The sequence below is a fragment of the Massilia oculi genome, from assembly GCF_017582745.1.
GTDB lineage: Bacteria > Pseudomonadota > Gammaproteobacteria > Burkholderiales > Burkholderiaceae_D > Telluria > Telluria oculi_A.
In genome coordinates, this window is record NZ_JAFVIM010000002.1 from 411,280 (window position 1) to 425,190 (window position 13,911).

Consider the following 13,911-nt stretch of genomic DNA (forward strand, 5'->3'; position numbering starts at 1 on the left):
CCTTTGATGGTGATTCAAGCTGCCTGGATGCCAGACAGCGGGGATGCGATCTCGACCCGGTTGCCCGGATGGCCGGGCGCCAGGCGCGGACCCTGGCCGAGCAGTTGCCCGCGCAGCGTGCCGCCCCGTGGGGCGGCGTCGTAGCGTCCGCGCCGCGCCAGTTCGGGCACGATGTGCTCGACCACCAGCGTCATGTCTTCGAGCGGCAGCGCGAAGGCGAGGTTGAAGCCGTCGGCGCCGGTGTCGTCGATCCAGGATTCGAGCTGGTCGGCCACCTGGCGCGGGTCGCCCACGATGATGGGACCGCGTCCGCCAAGGCCGATGAATTCGGCCGCTTCGCGCACGGTCCAGTCGCGGCCCGGATCGGCGGCGCTGAGCGAGGCCAGGGCCGAACGGCCGGCGTCGGTGTCGATGTACTCGATGGTGTCGTCCAGGTGGTGGCGCGCGAAGTCGACGCCGGTCCAGCCGGAGAGCAGGGTGAGCGCGGCCTCGACGTCGACGTGGCGCCGGTATTCCTCGAGCCGCGCCTGCGCCTCGGCCTCGGTCGCGCCGGTGATGACGAGGGCCTGGGCATACACCAGCAGCGCATCCGGATCGCGGCCCTCGGCACGCGCGGCGACGCGCACGGCGTCGACGCCGCGTTTCACCACCGCCTTGCTCGGGCCGCTGATGAAGGTGGCTTCGGCATGGCGTGCGGCGAAACGGGCGCCGCGCGGCGAGGCCCCGGCCTGGTACAGGAAGGGCGTGCGCTGCGGCGACGGCTCGCACAGGTGAAAACCCGGCACCTCGTAGTAGCGGCCCTTGTGCCGGATCGGGTGCACCCTGGCCGGGTCGGTATACATGCCGCGCTCCTTGTCGCGCTTCACCGCGCCGTCTTCCCAGCTGCGCTCCCACAGCTTGTAGACGACCTCCATGTATTCGTCGGCCAGGTCGTAGCGCTCATCGTGGCCGGGTTGCTGGCCAAGGCCCAGGTTGCGCGCGGCGCTGTCGAGGTAGCCGGTGACGATGTTCCAGCCGATCCGGCCTCCGCTCAGATGGTCGAGCGTCGACATGCGGCGTGCAAAGGTATAGGGGTGTTCGTAGGTCAGGGCGGCGGTGACGCCGATCCCGAGGCGCGTGGTGGCGTGGGCGATCAGCGGCACGAGGGCCATGGGATCGTTCAGCGGGACCTGCACGCCGTGGCGCAGCGCGGCTTCCGGGCCCTTGCGGTAGACGTCGTACACGCCCAGCACGTCGGCGAGAAAGATGGCGTCGAAGCCGCCGTTCTCCAGCAGCTGCGCCAGCTCGACCCAGTAGCCGGGCGTCAGGTAACGCTCGCTGTCGCTTCTCGGATGGGTCCACAGCCCGGGCGACTGGTGGCTCGGGGTGTTCATCTGGAAGGCATTGAAGCGGATGCGGCGCGCCATCACCTGGCTCCGGTGGATTGCAGCGCCAGCTGGTAATCGGTCTTGGCGTAGTCGGCGAAATGCTTGTTGGTGACGTCCAGGAAGGCGCGCGATTTGTAGGCGGCCGCCAGGTCGCGCGCGAAGGGCTTGTCGCGGTCTGGCGTCCTGACCGCCACCAGGTTGGCGTAGGCCGGCGAGATCTTCTCGGTGCGCAGCGCGTCGCGCAATTTGAGGCCAGATGCCAGCGCATAGTTGCCATTGACGAAGGCATAGTCGGCGTCCTGCAGGGAGCGCGGCAACTGGGCCGCCTCCAGCGGCAGCAGCTTGACGCCTTTCGGGTTGGCGACCACGTCGCGCTCCGAGGCGCGGATCGGATCGACGCCAGCACGCAGCTTGATCCACCCCAGTTGGTCGAGCATGACCAGTGCCCGCGCCTGGTTGGTCGGGTCGTTGGGCAGCGCCACGGTGCTGCCGTTTTTCACGGCGTCGAGGCTCTTGTGGCGGCGGCTGTAGATGGCGATCGGCGCGGTCGGCACCTTGACCAGCTCGGACAGCGCCAGCTTGTGCTGGGCCGCGAAGCGGTCGAGATAGGTCACGTGCTGGAACACGTTGGCGTCGAGCGATCCCTCGGCCAGCGCGAAGTTGGGCTGGATGTAGTCGTTGAACTCGACGATGCGCACTTTGTAGCCCTGTTTCTCGAGGATGGGCTTGATGCCCAGCCTGACCTGGTCGGCATACGGTCCGGCGCTGGTGCCGATGACGATTTCCTTTGGATCCTTCGCTTGCGCATTGGCGGCGACGGCGAGGGCGATGGCCAGGATCAGCGGGCTGGCGAGCAGGATGCGGCGGTTCAGGCTCATGGAGTTCCTTCCGTTTCTTTTTTGTTTGTCGGTTCAGCGCTTGTCCAGGCGGCGCGCGAGGCGTCCGCCGCCGAACTGGATCAGCTGCACCATGGCGATCAGGATCGCGACCGTGATCACCATGACGTCGGTCTCGAAGCGGTAGTAGCCGTAGCGGATGGCGAGATCGCCGATGCCGCCGCCGCCCACCACGCCGGCCACCGCCGAATAGGACAGGAAGCTGATGGCGAGCACGGTCAGCGCCAGCACCAGGCCCGACCGGGCTTCCAGCAACAGCACGCGGGTGACGATCTGCAGGCGGGTGGCGCCCATCGCTTCGGCGGCCTCGATCACGCCGCGCGGTACTTCGTGCAGCTGCTGTTCGACCAGGCGCGCGAAATAGGGGATGGCGGCGCAGGACAGCGGCACGCTGGCGGCCAGCGGCCCGATCGAGGTGCCGGCGACGATGCGCGTAAACGGCACCAGGGCCACCATCAGGATGATGAAGGGGAAGGAGCGCACGGTGTTCACCAGCCAGCCCAGCACTTTGCCGATGCTGCGGCCACGGCCTGGCTCGCCCGAGCCGTTGAGGAACAGGACCACGCCGAGCGGACCGCCCAGCAGCACCGCGGCCGAGAGGCCGATGCCGAGCATGAGCAGGGTTTCGCCGAAAGCGCGCCACAGCTCGGGCGCGACGAGCAGGATTTTTTCAAGCATGCAGCTCTCCTGGCGGGAGGCCGGCATGGACGGCGGCGGCATGGGCTTCGGCGGCGTGAGCTTCGGTGGCGTGATACAGCAGCTCGCGGCCGAGCGAGGTCTTGCGCGGCTCGCTGTGGTCGCGCAGGTCGAACAGTTCGGCGATGCGGCCATCCTCGACCACGGCCGCACGCTGGCACAGGCTGCCCAGCGCCTGAAGCTCGTGGCTGACGATGACGATCGTCACCCCCAGGCGCGCATTGATGTCGCGCAGCGTATCGAGCACGCTGCGCGTGGTGTCCGGGTCGAGGGCCGACGTCGGCTCGTCGCACAGCAGCACCGTGGGATAGCTGGCCAGTGCGCGCGCGATCGCCACCCGCTGCTTCTGGCCGCCCGACAGGCGCGCCGGATAGCTGCCCGCCTTGTCGAGCAAGCCGACCAGGTCAAGGCATTCGGCCACGCGCGCCTTCAGGCGCGGGGCGTTCATCGCGCCGTGGATGCGCAGCGGGAAGGCCACGTTCTCGAACACGGTGGCGTTGGCGAGCAGGTTGAAGTGCTGGTAGATCATGCCGATGCGGCGCCGTGCCTCGCGCAGCTCGCGCGCGCCGAGGGCGGTCAGTTCCTGGCCGGCGACGCTGATGCTGCCGCTGTCGGGCTTTTCAAGAAGGTTCATCAGGCGCAGCAACGTCGATTTTCCGGCGCCGCTGCGGCCCACCAGGCCGAAGATCTCGCCCGGCAGGATCTCGAGCGAGACCTCGCGCACGGCGTCGAAGCGGCCGCCTTCCGGCAGCGCAAAGGCCTTGCTGGCGCGCTCGACGCGGATGACTGATACGGAAGCTGTCATGTCGGTCAGGAATAGGGTGTCGGATCGGGCACGCGGCCGCTGAGCGCGTAGCGCCCGAGGTCGCGCAACTTGTAGTCGACCGGGTCGTGCAGGGTGTGCACGCGCGCGTTGCGCCAGAAGCGGTCGAAGCCGAAACGGCTGGATGTGGCGCGCGCGCCGAGCAGTTCGAACATCTGGTTGCTGATCTCGATCGCGGCGCGGTGCGCCAGCACCTTGGCTTCGGCAACCGCGATCGCCACCAGGCCGCGCTCGCGCGCCGTCACGGCGTCGCCCTTGCCGATGGCGGCGTCGAGCTGGCGCGCGGCCTCGTCGGCCAGCAGCGCGGCGGGACGCACGGTCAGCCACAGCTGGCCATAGCGGTGCTGGGTGAAGGGATCGTCGATCGCATCGTCGACGCCGGACGCGAACCAGGGGCGCGCCTGTTCGAGCGTGTAATCGCGCGCGGCATCGAAGGCGCCCTGGGCGATGCCAAGGTACAGATTGGCCATGATGAGCTGGGCGACCTGGGAGCGCAGGGTGGAGCGGGCGGTCGGCGCCTGGCCCGGGGCCTGCAGCACCAGCGCGGTCGGCAGGTAGACCTTCTCGAAATGGACGTTGCCGCTGTCGGTCTGGCGCTGGCCGAAGGCGTCCCAGTCCGCTTCCACGTGCACGCCAGCCTGCTCGGTCGGCACCACGGCGATCAGGGCGGCGTCGGCTTCACTGTCCCAGGCGGACACCGTCAACCAGTCGGAACCCACCGAGCCCGACGAAAAACTCTTCACGCCGTCCAGGATATAGCCGGCCGGCGAGGCGGTGGCGCGGGTGCGCTTGTCGAGCGGGTTCAGGGCGTTCCCCCAGAACAGCTTCTGGCGCACCGTGGCAGTGAGCAGGCTGCGCTGCTGCAGTTCGGTGCCGTAGAGCCCTATTCCGGCCAGCTGCAGGTGGTGGAAGCCGAACAGGTGGGCCAGCGCGCTGTCGGCCTTGGCCAGGATGCGCACGGCCGCCATCACGGTGGCCCAGTCGGCGCCCTGGCCGCCGAATTCGGTGGGAATCGACAGCGTGAGCAGGCCTGACGCGCGGATCAGTTCGCGCTCGTGCTTCGGGTGGCCGCCGGCGCGATCGCGTTCGACGGCGGTGGCGGCCAGGCGCTCGGCCAGGTCGGCGGCGATGGCCAGCGGATCGGGTATGGCCGCTGTGGCGTAGTCGTCTTGTGGACGCAATTGCTGCAGGATGGAGGACATGGGGCAGTGTGCCGATGTTGGGTGAACTGCCATCTTGCATCCCAAGCTGGCGCCGCGTGAACGAAGAAATCCGGCCATGAATATGCGCGAAAAGTTAAAACGACAAACGCATATCGATGAGCGAAACGATTCGTTGGGTCGATCGTGCGCGCGGCGTACGCTGTGACGATCGTCGTCAACACTGGAATTCACCATGAGCGTCATCTTGCTGGGCGGTAGCCCGTCGTCGCAGTCGTCCTGCAGCCGCCTGTTGCAGCACGTGGGAGAAAAACTTGCCGTCCACGGCTGGCGCACGACGCGCCTCGAGGTGCGCGAACTGCCCGGTCCTGCCTTGCTGCGCATGGATGCGAATGACCCGGAACTGGCGCGCGCGCTGGCGCTGGTGGCCCAGGCCGACGCGCTGGTGGTGGCCACGCCAATCTATAAAGCGGCCTATACCGGCATGCTCAAGCTGTTCCTCGACCTGCTGCCGCAGGACGGCCTGCGTGGCAAGGTCGTGCTGCCGCTGGCGACCGGCGGCAGCCAGTCGCACCTGCTGGCGCTCGACTATGCATTGCGCCCGGTGCTGGCCTCGATGTCGGCGCGCGCCATCCTGTCCAGCATCTATGCCACGTCCGAGCAGGTCGCCTGGGACAGCGAGCGCGGCACGCGCCTGGCGGGCCCGATCGCCGAGCGGGTCGCCGAGGGTATCGAACAGCTCGACGCCGAACTCCAGGCGCGCGTACAGACAGCCGCCGCTGCCTGATTCACCGAGGACTTACCGTGTCGACTCCCAGTATTTTCTGGTTCATCCCAACCCATGGCGACAGCCGCTATCTCGGCACCACCAAGGGCGCGCGCCCGGTCAATGCCGATTACCTGAAGCAGGTCGCGGTCGCCGCCGATACCCTCGGCTACGACGGCGTGCTGCTGCCGACCGGGCGCTCCTGCGAGGACGCCTGGATCGTTGCCTCGTCGCTGATCAACGCTACCACCAGGCTGAAATTCCTGGTCGCGATCCGTCCCGGCCTGTCGACGCCCGGGCTGGCGGTGCGCATGGCCTCGACCTTCGACCGCCTGTCGAACGGGCGCCTGTTGATCAACGTCGTCACCGGCGGCGACCAGGGCGAGCTCGAAGCCGACGGCCTGTATGCCGACCACACCAAGCGCTACGAGATCTCGAGCGAATTCTTCAAGGTCTGGCGCGCCAGCATGGCGGGCGAGGGCGGCGCGGCCGGTTACGACTTCGAGGGCAAGCACATCCAGGTCAAGGGCGCCAGGACCTTGTATCCGGCCGTGCAGAAACCGTATCCGCCGCTGTACTTCGGCGGCTCGTCCGAGCCGGCGCACGAGCTGGCGGCCGAGCAGATGGACGTCTACCTGACCTGGGGCGAACCGCCAGCGGCGGTGGCCGAGAAGCTGGCCGACATCCGGGCGCGCGCCGCGAAGCATGGCCGCACGCTGAAATTCGGCATCCGCCTGCACGTGATCGTGCGCGAGACCAATGAAGAAGCCTGGCGCGCGGCCGACGAGTTGATCAGCCACCTGGACGACGACACCATCGCCAAGGCGCAGGCCGCGTTCGCGAAGATGGATTCGGTCGGCCAGCGCCGCATGGCGGCCCTGCATGGCGGGCGGCGCGACCAGCTCGAAGTCTCGCCCAATCTGTGGGCCGGCGTGGGCCTGGTGCGCGGCGGGGCGGGGACGGCGCTGGTGGGAGATCCCGAGACGGTGGCGGCGCGCATGCGCGAGTATGCGGATCTCGGCATCGAGACCTTCATCCTGTCGGGCTATCCGCACCTGGAGGAGTCGTACCGCTTCGCCGAACTGGTGTTCCCGCTGCTGGGGAAAGGAACGGAGCAGGGAGAGCAGTCGATCACCGGCCCGTTCGGCGAGATGATGGCCAGCGACATCCTGCCCAGGAAGGCCGCCTGAAAGGCAGCCTGCTCCCGCCTTCATCGCGCTTTGCTATGATGGCGCGATGACTATCCTGCTGGTTCCCGGCTATATGGCCGACGAGACGCTGTGGGACGGCATGCGCGACCGGCTGGCCCCCTTCGGCCCGCTGGCGCATGCCGACCTGCGTCACGATTCCACCCTCGAGGACCTGGCGCGCCGCGCATTGGCCGAGGCGCCGCCGTCCTTCATCCTGATCGGCTTCTCGATGGGCGGCTACGTCGCGCGCGAGATGGTGCGCCAGGCGCCCGAACGCGTGCGCGCACTGGTGCTGATCGCCACCTCGACCCGGCCCGATTCCGACGCCGTCCGCCAGGGCAAGCGCACGGTGGCCCGGGCGGCGCCGTCGGTCTCGTTCGCGGGACTGAGCCGCACCGCGATCGCCAGCTCGCTGCATCCGCGCGAGGTGGATAACGAGGCCTTGATCGAGCGCGTGCGCATGATGGGCGTGCGCCTGGGCGGGGTGGCTTTTCGCAACCAGTCGATGGTCGAGCGGCCGGGCGACCTGCATCTGCTGGGCGAGATCCGTTGTCCGACCCTGGTGGTGGCGGCCGGGCATGACCGCTTGCGCAGCCTGGAAGAAGCGCAGGAGCTGCATGCCGGGATCGCGGGGGCGCAGTTCGCGCTGGTCGAGGACAGCGGGCACATGATTCCGCTCGAGGCGCCGCAAGCATTGTGCGATGTGATCGTGCCGTGGTTCGAGCAATTGCAGGACAGCTGAATCAGGCCGGCGCGAACCTCGCGCACCAGCCGTCCAGGCCGCGGATCGCTTCTTCCTTGAGCTTGGCCTCGATCTCGATATGCGGCGCGGAAAGGTAGGACGAGGGCATCGTCGCGATCAGGTCGGAATGCTGGCGGTCGTTGAAGCCTTCGCGGCCATTCGAGATGTGCACCAGCTGGTGGGCCGGGTCGGGCCAGGTGGCGCGCGCCCTGGCCACCATCTCGGCCACGCTCGGATGCTCGTAGCTGTCCAGCTTTTCGTGGACGATGTGGTGGTGGGCGTCGAACACCATCGGCACGCCGGCGCGCACGCAGACGGCGTGGATTTCGTCGGCGCTGTAGGCGTATTCGTCATTCTCCAGGCCGATGCGGCAGCGGATCGCGTCCGGCAGGTCGGCAATGCGCGCGACCAGATTGTCTTCGCGGTCGGCCTTGCCGCCGTGGATTTCCAGCAGCGCCCAGGGCGAACGCGGCTGGTCCAGCAGATCCATGATGTCGGCGTGCATCTGCAAGATCTTGACGCTGTTGGCCACCACGTCTTCCGAGTCCGAACTGAGCACCACGAACTGATCGGGATGCATCACCAGGCGGATGCCGCGCTCGATCGCGCGCCGGCCAGAGCGGCCCAGGGTTTCCTTGAACTGCTGCAGGACGTCCAGCCCGAACGGCGTATCGGAAAAAGGGAAGATCGACGAGGGCATGCGGTAGAGCGCGATGCCTTCGCGCTCGCAGTAACGCAGCGCATTGTCCAGGGTCTGGATATTGTCGCGATAAATGTCTTCCAGCAAGCGGCGCTGGCCATCTTCCGAATGCTCGAGCAGGCGCTTGCGCGTGAGCGCGCGGTAGCGCACGTCCTTCGAGACGGTGATGCAGACGAGGCCGAGTCGTGGTTGCGGGGCGGACTGGGTCATGTGTTCTGGGCCGGCGCCGCGAGACGCGGACAGGGAGGTTGATATTGAGAGGCAGTCTATCCGAAGCAGCTTTCAGGGGCGGCGCGGCTCGGCCCGCAATCCGGGTCGAAGGCGGGGCAGGCATGGGGCTTGCCCTGCGGCGACTGTGCCTGTCTCTACCTAACGCGGCGCGCCGAACACCTGGGTCCAGTAGATGACGCCGGCCTGCCGCTCCGGCGTGACGCCATAAGCGGCGCCCATCTCGGTGAAACCGCGGTTCATGATGTTGGCGCAATGTCCGGGGCTATCGAGCCAGCCTTCGACGGCTTCGCGCGGCGAGCGCTGGCCGAAGGCAATGTTTTCGCCCACCCGACGCCAGGTATAGCCGGCGCGCAGGGCGCGGTCGGTGGCCTGGCTGCCATCCTTGCCTCGGTGGCTGAAGTAGCGCCCCGTGGCCATGTCGCGGCTATGGGCAAGTGCGGCATCGCCCAGTGCGGGGTTCCAGCTCAGGGGCGGCGCGGCCGGGAACGCTTGCTTGCCGCAGGAGCGGGCACTGGCGCGCGCCGCATTCACTTCATCCAGGATCGCGCGGCCGGCTTCGCGCCAGTCGGGATAGGTGGCCGAGGGCAGCGGCGGCGCCGGACGCGCCAGCACGACAGTCCAGGTCACGCCCTCGCGGTAGCTGCCGACCGCAGAGAAACGATCGCTCAGCAATACCTTGCAGTATTTTTGCGCCAGCACGTTCATGGCGGCCTGGGCATCTTCGGGACCGGTGACGTAGACCGCCTGTGCCTGCGCGGCAGGGTAACCGGCGCGTTCCAGCGCGGATTCGATGAAGGTGCCGGCGCCGATGCGCACCTGGGCCAGGGCCGGTTGCGGATCGAGCGCGGCGGCCGGCGCGGCGGAGCGGCCCTCGCAGGCTCCGGGTGCGGCGCGATAGGCATTGACCAAGTTCGCCAATGTATCGACCGTGAGCGCGGGTTGGGCAAGGGCCGCTTGGGGCGATAGCAACCCGATGGCCACGACTATCCCGGGCAGCATCCGGTAGGCATGGCACAGGCGTGGGAATCGTTCTGGAGCAGGCATCGATTTCGTTCTACAGGCAGACAGCTGGCAACTGACTTCGGTGGCGCAACGGACAAGTAGGCTGGCGCGAGAAGGACGGGAACATCCGCGCCGTCATCCAGATGGGGCTGAAAGCCGGATTTCCAACAAAGGTCATTTACCCTGCATAAATTTCTCGGAAACAATCTTAAAGGTAACAAAAGTTGCTATTATGAAATTTTAATGAGGTGTCTTGCCCTGCTGGCAGGCACCGATCTTCAGGAGTTGGCATGAGTTTGTGGACCGTTTCCGTCGTCGATGCACAGCAGTTGATGGACCAGGCCAGTCACGCGCTGATCGGCAAGAATGTGCAGTATGTCATGGCATATCTGGATCGTTTCATCGACTGGCATGGCACGCTCGACGTCAAGGTCAACATCAAGTCACATGCCGACCTGAAGAGTGAACTGGGCTGGGAGCAGGACGGTATTATCCCTGCGACCGAGATGTCCTGGATTGCCCAGGACGGCGTGCTGGTCAAAAGCAATTTGATCGAGATGACCACGGGCGTGGACATGAATGGCAGCGAATCCGACGCCGGCTTCACCATCTACCTCGGTGCCGATGGCAAGATGCGAAATTATGGCGTACCTGTCTGGCTTGATCCCGATCCCGTATTTTTCAAGTCGCCGGCCATTCCTCCCGGTACGCATGACTTCGTTTCGATCGCCTTGCATGAAATATTGCACACGATCGCTTTCGACCAGCCGAATATCGCCAGCGGCACCCTCGGCAGCAAGGTAGCGTTGCGCGATGGAGTTTACTACTTCGAGGGAGAAGCGACCATGGCCTTGCTGGGGCGGCCGTTAGCCCTGGATGAGGTTGGCCACATCATCATCAAGCTGACACCGGAGTACATGTTCGGTGGAATGATCGGCGATATTGGCAACTATGAACAGAACCGCTGGGACATTGGCCGGATTGAACTGGCAGTGATGCAAGACCTAGGAATCGACGTCAAACTGCCCGTAACCGGTCTTCCATATACCGACCTCGACGACAAGAGTCCGAATATCGTCGGGACGGCGGGCGACGACGTGCTGTACGGCGACTTTCAGCCGAACGTCATGACCGGAGGGAGCGGCAATGACGTGTTCGAAGGCGGCGCCGGCGACGATACCCTGAATGGCGGCGCGGGCCGGGATACCGCCCTGTACGCCGGCAGCGCGGATGGCTATGACGTCAAATTGCTTGGCAGGCACATCACCGTGGTAGATCGACAGTGCAATGAGGGCATCGATACACTGGAAAGTATCGAACGCATTCACTTCTCCGACAGCGCGCTTGCCTTCGACGTCGATGACAATGCGGGCCAGGCATTTCGCATCTACCAGGCAGCCTTTGACCGTGCGCCGGACCTGGCTGGTCTTGGGTACTGGATCGACCGGATGGATCGCGGCGATTCGCTGCAAGTGCTGGCCGAAGGTTTCATCGGCAGCGAAGAGTTTGCCGAGACCTATGGAACGTTGAGCGCGGACGGCTTCATCATCGCGTTGTACGGCAATGTGTTGGATCGTGAGCCGGACCAGGGCGGCCGTGATTACTGGATAAACGTATTGAGCGGTGACGATGGTATCGCGGCGCGCGCCAATGTGCTCGCGCAGTTCAGCGAGAGCAAGGAAAACGTCGGGAATCTCGCAGAACTGATCGCGAACGGCATCGCCTTCATTCCGTACGCCTAGCTTTTATTGCGATGTCTGCATCTGGGTCTGGGGTGTGCGCACCAGCCTGGACACATCCAGTCCCTGGGCCGTCAGGCGCGTGAGCAGGGCATCGTATTCGGCCGGTTCGACCTGGGGCGTGCGCGACAGGATCCACAGGTATTCGCGCTTGGGTTCGCTGACCGCGGACAACTGGTATTTGTCGTCGAGGTCGATGACCCAGTAATCCCCCCACACCATCGGGATAAAGGACAGGATCGCCGGCGCGAAACGCACCTTGAGCTTGGGCGAGGTGGCGCCGCCGAGCTGGCGCGCCACGCCGTCGGCCACGTCGAACGTTCCCTCGGCGGTGCGGCAGCGATTGACGACTTGCACTCGCCCATCCTTGCCGAGGTTGTAGGTGGCGGTCGTGTCACCGACGCACTTTTTCTGGAAATCGTTGGGGAGTTTTGCGATCTCGTACCAGACGCCCATGTAGCGCGGCACCACGAGCGATTCGATCGGCTGCAACGGCCGGGCGCTATCCGCTGCAAGCGCCGGAACGGCGCACAGGGCGGACAGGACCAGGGCGGCGCAGGACGCGAAGAACGAAGGTTTGGCGTTCATCGGAACCTCTTGTAAATATTCGGGCTCCTAGCATAAGTGACAATGGGATTGCTGTGTCGCATGATTTGCATGCGCGCTGCATGAGAACAGCAAGCCCTGAGCAGGGCACCACCACGCCGCGCAAGCGGGTACGTCCAAGGTCTAGAGCGCGGACAGCGCCGGCCCATCCGGCTTGCCAAGCCAGGTGGTCGCGAACTGCTTTTGCACGGCCGCGAGCGCGGCTTCGTCACCACGCTTGCGGTACACCTCCATCAAGCCGCGCAATGCCCAGCCATTGCTTGGGGTACGCGCCAGCGAATCGCGGAATACCTTTTCGGCTGCGTCCGGCTGTCCGCTGCGCAGGAGCGCCACGCCGAGCGACTGGCGCACCGGGTAGTACCAGTAGGGCGGCTCCATATAGGGCAGGGCGTCCTGCACCGCGATCGCCTGGCGGTAGGCTTTGACTGCACGCGGCAAATCGCCTCGCGCATCGGCAATCCGGGCCTGGGCCACCGAGCGGGCGGTCTGGACGATCTCGCGGCCGGGAATATTCCAGTCGTTCACCGGCTTGAAGTCGCCGTTCTTCTCGATCTTGTCGAGCGCGGCGACTTCTCGTGCGGCCGCATCGAAGTCGCCCTTGCGCGCATGGCCGACGGCGCGCGCGTAATGCCACATCGCCTGCACGAGCACGAATTGGGGGCCCGGGTCGGGCAGCGCGAGCAGGGTGTCCGCATCGCTGAACTGGACGTGGGCGAAGTAGGGCGCGGACTTGACCGGCTGCAGCGCGCCGATGGCGGTCAGGAGGTCGGGCGTGATGACCTTGTCGAGCTTGCCTGCGGCCTCGAGCGCCGTGCGGCCGTCGCCACCCATCAGGGCCGACACCATCACGAAGTGGATATTGTGCGGGTAATAGGCGCCCCGGTAGACGGGATCGCTGGCCGCGTCGGCAAAGTAGCGTTCGTCGGTGGCGACCGCCATGACGTTCGAGCGCAGCGCTTCGCGGTACATGCCCAGCCGGTAATAGATGTGCGAGGGCATGTGCACGATGTGGCCGGCGCCCGGGATCTGGCTTGCCAGCACGCGCGCGGCGGGCAGGGCTTTCTCGGGCCGGGTCGAGGCTTCCATCGTGTGGATGTAGTAGTGGGCGGCCCCGGCATGGGTCGGGTTGCGCGCCAATACTTTCTCCAGTGTGGCGACCAGCTCGGCCGTGCGGTTCTTGGGCCGGGCGCCGCCTGCCTCCCAATAGTCCCAGGGCGACAGGTCCATCAGCGATTCGGCGAACAGCACCTGGATGGTGTCGTGGGTGGGAAAGTCGCGCGCGGCCTCGGCCATGGCATCGGCATAGGCCTTGTCGAGCGCGGCGCGGTCGGCGCCGGGGTCAAGGCTGTAGCGGCGCGCCACGGCGCGGATCACGGCCTGCTCTTCGGGCCGCGTGCGCGGCGCCAGGCGGCTCGCCTCGGCCGCGGCGGCCGCCGCCGGCGCCACGGCCTCGGGGAACATGGGGGCGTTGATGTTCGGACCCAGCACCAGCGCCTCGCCCCAGTAGCACATCGCGCAGTCGGGGTCGGCGTCTTGCGCGGCGCGGAAGGCGCGCGCCGCCTCGGCATGGTTGAAGGCGAAGGTCAGGCGGATGCCCTGGTCGAAATAGGCCTGGGCGCGCTTGCTGGCGGTGGTGATCGGCACGTGCAGCTTGCCCAGGTTGTCGTACAGCGGCGGCGGCGCGGCCTTGCCCGGCTTGCCGGCGGGCTTGGCGCCCGGCGTGGCCTGCGCCTGCTGGCCGGGCGTGAAGGGGCGTGTCTCGGTCTGGGCCTGCACCAGATGGGCCAGCAGGGGCGGCGCGCCCGGGCGCGCCGGCGCGCAGGTGGCGCCGGCGGTCCCGGCGAACAGCGGGTCGAAACCGGCATTGGCCGTGCCGCGCCCGGACCAGAGCGATGGCATGGCGGCGAGCGCCACTGCGCCGATCGCGGCGATGGCAAGGATGATGGCTACGGCGGCAATGCTACGCGGAACAAGGCGCGGTTTCATGATGGTG

General features: G+C 66.6%; 13 protein-coding genes. 4 read left to right on the forward strand and 9 right to left on the reverse strand.

The genetic code is table 11. The features are described 5' to 3' along the window. Positions 1-14: 14 nt before the first annotated feature. From J3U95_RS03990 to J3U95_RS04010, 5 genes are read right to left on the reverse strand one after another with little or no spacing between them, the layout of a single operon-like run. The gene (locus J3U95_RS03990; protein WP_208277359.1) at positions 15-1,406 is read right to left on the reverse strand and encodes an LLM class flavin-dependent oxidoreductase; all 1,392 of its coding nucleotides are present in this window, start codon (positions 1,404-1,406) and stop codon (positions 15-17) included. Further along, positions 1,406-2,245, reverse strand: a complete 840-nt coding sequence (locus J3U95_RS03995) for a MetQ/NlpA family ABC transporter substrate-binding protein (RefSeq protein WP_208277360.1) — start codon at positions 2,243-2,245, stop codon at positions 1,406-1,408. Before J3U95_RS03995 ends, J3U95_RS03990 begins: the two co-directional genes overlap by 1 nt. A 33-nt stretch (positions 2,246-2,278) precedes the next feature. Next, on the reverse strand, positions 2,279-2,941 hold the full coding sequence (locus tag J3U95_RS04000; protein WP_208277361.1) for a methionine ABC transporter permease: 663 nt from the start codon (positions 2,939-2,941) through the stop codon (positions 2,279-2,281). Beyond that, positions 2,934-3,764 (reverse strand): methionine ABC transporter ATP-binding protein, encoded by an 831-nt coding sequence (locus J3U95_RS04005; RefSeq protein ID WP_208277362.1) that lies wholly within the window; start codon positions 3,762-3,764, stop codon positions 2,934-2,936. Before J3U95_RS04005 ends, J3U95_RS04000 begins: the two co-directional genes overlap by 8 nt. A gap of 5 nt (positions 3,765-3,769) precedes the next feature. After that, entirely contained in the window at positions 3,770-4,984 is a 1,215-nt protein-coding gene (locus J3U95_RS04010; protein WP_208277363.1) for an acyl-CoA dehydrogenase family protein, read from the reverse strand. Between the two features lie 193 nt (positions 4,985-5,177). On the opposite strand from J3U95_RS04010, the gene ssuE reads away from it, so the two are divergent. From ssuE to J3U95_RS04025, 3 genes are read left to right on the forward strand one after another with little or no spacing between them, the layout of a single operon-like run. Then, entirely contained in the window at positions 5,178-5,729 is a 552-nt protein-coding gene (gene ssuE, locus J3U95_RS04015) for an NADPH-dependent FMN reductase (protein ID WP_208277364.1), read from the forward strand. A 17-nt stretch (positions 5,730-5,746) separates the two neighbouring features. After that, positions 5,747-6,898 (forward strand): FMNH2-dependent alkanesulfonate monooxygenase, encoded by a 1,152-nt coding sequence (gene ssuD / locus J3U95_RS04020; RefSeq protein ID WP_208277365.1) that lies wholly within the window; start codon positions 5,747-5,749, stop codon positions 6,896-6,898. Positions 6,899-6,944: 46 nt separating this feature from the next. After that, positions 6,945-7,640, forward strand: a complete 696-nt coding sequence (locus J3U95_RS04025; RefSeq protein ID WP_229519620.1) for an alpha/beta fold hydrolase — start codon at positions 6,945-6,947, stop codon at positions 7,638-7,640. Position 7,641: 1 nt separating this feature from the next. Here J3U95_RS04025 and uvsE read toward each other — a convergent pair whose 3' ends face one another. Both uvsE and J3U95_RS04035 read right to left on the reverse strand, forming a co-directional pair. Continuing rightward, a complete protein-coding gene (uvsE, locus tag J3U95_RS04030; RefSeq protein WP_208277366.1) occupies positions 7,642-8,550 on the reverse strand; it encodes a UV DNA damage repair endonuclease UvsE in 909 nt (302 codons plus the stop codon). A 159-nt stretch (positions 8,551-8,709) separates the two neighbouring features. Further along, entirely contained in the window at positions 8,710-9,615 is a 906-nt protein-coding gene (locus J3U95_RS04035) for a CAP domain-containing protein (RefSeq protein WP_229519621.1), read from the reverse strand. Positions 9,616-9,863: 248 nt separating this feature from the next. On the opposite strand from J3U95_RS04035, the gene J3U95_RS04040 reads away from it, so the two are divergent. Continuing rightward, positions 9,864-11,315, forward strand: a complete 1,452-nt coding sequence (locus tag J3U95_RS04040) for a DUF4214 domain-containing protein (protein WP_208277367.1) — start codon at positions 9,864-9,866, stop codon at positions 11,313-11,315. 3 nt (positions 11,316-11,318) lie between these two features. On the opposite strand, the gene J3U95_RS04045 is transcribed toward J3U95_RS04040, so the two are convergent. Beyond that, complete coding sequence (locus J3U95_RS04045) at positions 11,319-11,900, reverse strand: lipocalin family protein (RefSeq protein ID WP_208277368.1); 582 nt, start codon at positions 11,898-11,900, stop codon at positions 11,319-11,321. Positions 11,901-12,041: 141 nt separating this feature from the next. Next, positions 12,042-13,904 carry a tetratricopeptide repeat protein gene (locus J3U95_RS04050; protein WP_208277369.1) on the reverse strand — a complete coding sequence of 621 codons (1,863 nt, stop codon included), beginning with the start codon at positions 13,902-13,904 and terminating at the stop codon, positions 12,042-12,044. Positions 13,905-13,911 lie beyond the last annotated feature (7 nt).

Coding starts and splice junctions, on each gene's coding strand:
- J3U95_RS03995 (WP_208277360.1), bottom strand. CDS start 2,245: ATGAGCCTGAACCGCCGCATCCTGCTCGCCAGCCCGCTGATCCTGGCC.
- J3U95_RS04025 (WP_229519620.1), top strand. CDS start 6,945: ATGACTATCCTGCTGGTTCCCGGCTATATGGCCGACGAGACGCTGTGG.
- J3U95_RS04045 (WP_208277368.1), bottom strand. CDS start 11,900: ATGAACGCCAAACCTTCGTTCTTCGCGTCCTGCGCCGCCCTGGTCCTG.
- J3U95_RS04050 (WP_208277369.1), bottom strand. CDS start 13,904: ATGAAACCGCGCCTTGTTCCGCGTAGCATTGCCGCCGTAGCCATCATC.
- J3U95_RS04005 (WP_208277362.1), bottom strand. CDS start 3,764: ATGACAGCTTCCGTATCAGTCATCCGCGTCGAGCGCGCCAGCAAGGCC.
- J3U95_RS04010 (WP_208277363.1), bottom strand. CDS start 4,984: ATGTCCTCCATCCTGCAGCAATTGCGTCCACAAGACGACTACGCCACA.
- J3U95_RS04035 (WP_229519621.1), bottom strand. CDS start 9,615: ATGCCTGCTCCAGAACGATTCCCACGCCTGTGCCATGCCTACCGGATG.
- J3U95_RS03990 (WP_208277359.1), bottom strand. CDS start 1,406: ATGGCGCGCCGCATCCGCTTCAATGCCTTCCAGATGAACACCCCGAGC.
- ssuE (WP_208277364.1), top strand. CDS start 5,178: ATGAGCGTCATCTTGCTGGGCGGTAGCCCGTCGTCGCAGTCGTCCTGC.
- uvsE (WP_208277366.1), bottom strand. CDS start 8,550: ATGACCCAGTCCGCCCCGCAACCACGACTCGGCCTCGTCTGCATCACC.
- J3U95_RS04000 (WP_208277361.1), bottom strand. CDS start 2,941: ATGCTTGAAAAAATCCTGCTCGTCGCGCCCGAGCTGTGGCGCGCTTTC.
- J3U95_RS04040 (WP_208277367.1), top strand. CDS start 9,864: ATGAGTTTGTGGACCGTTTCCGTCGTCGATGCACAGCAGTTGATGGAC.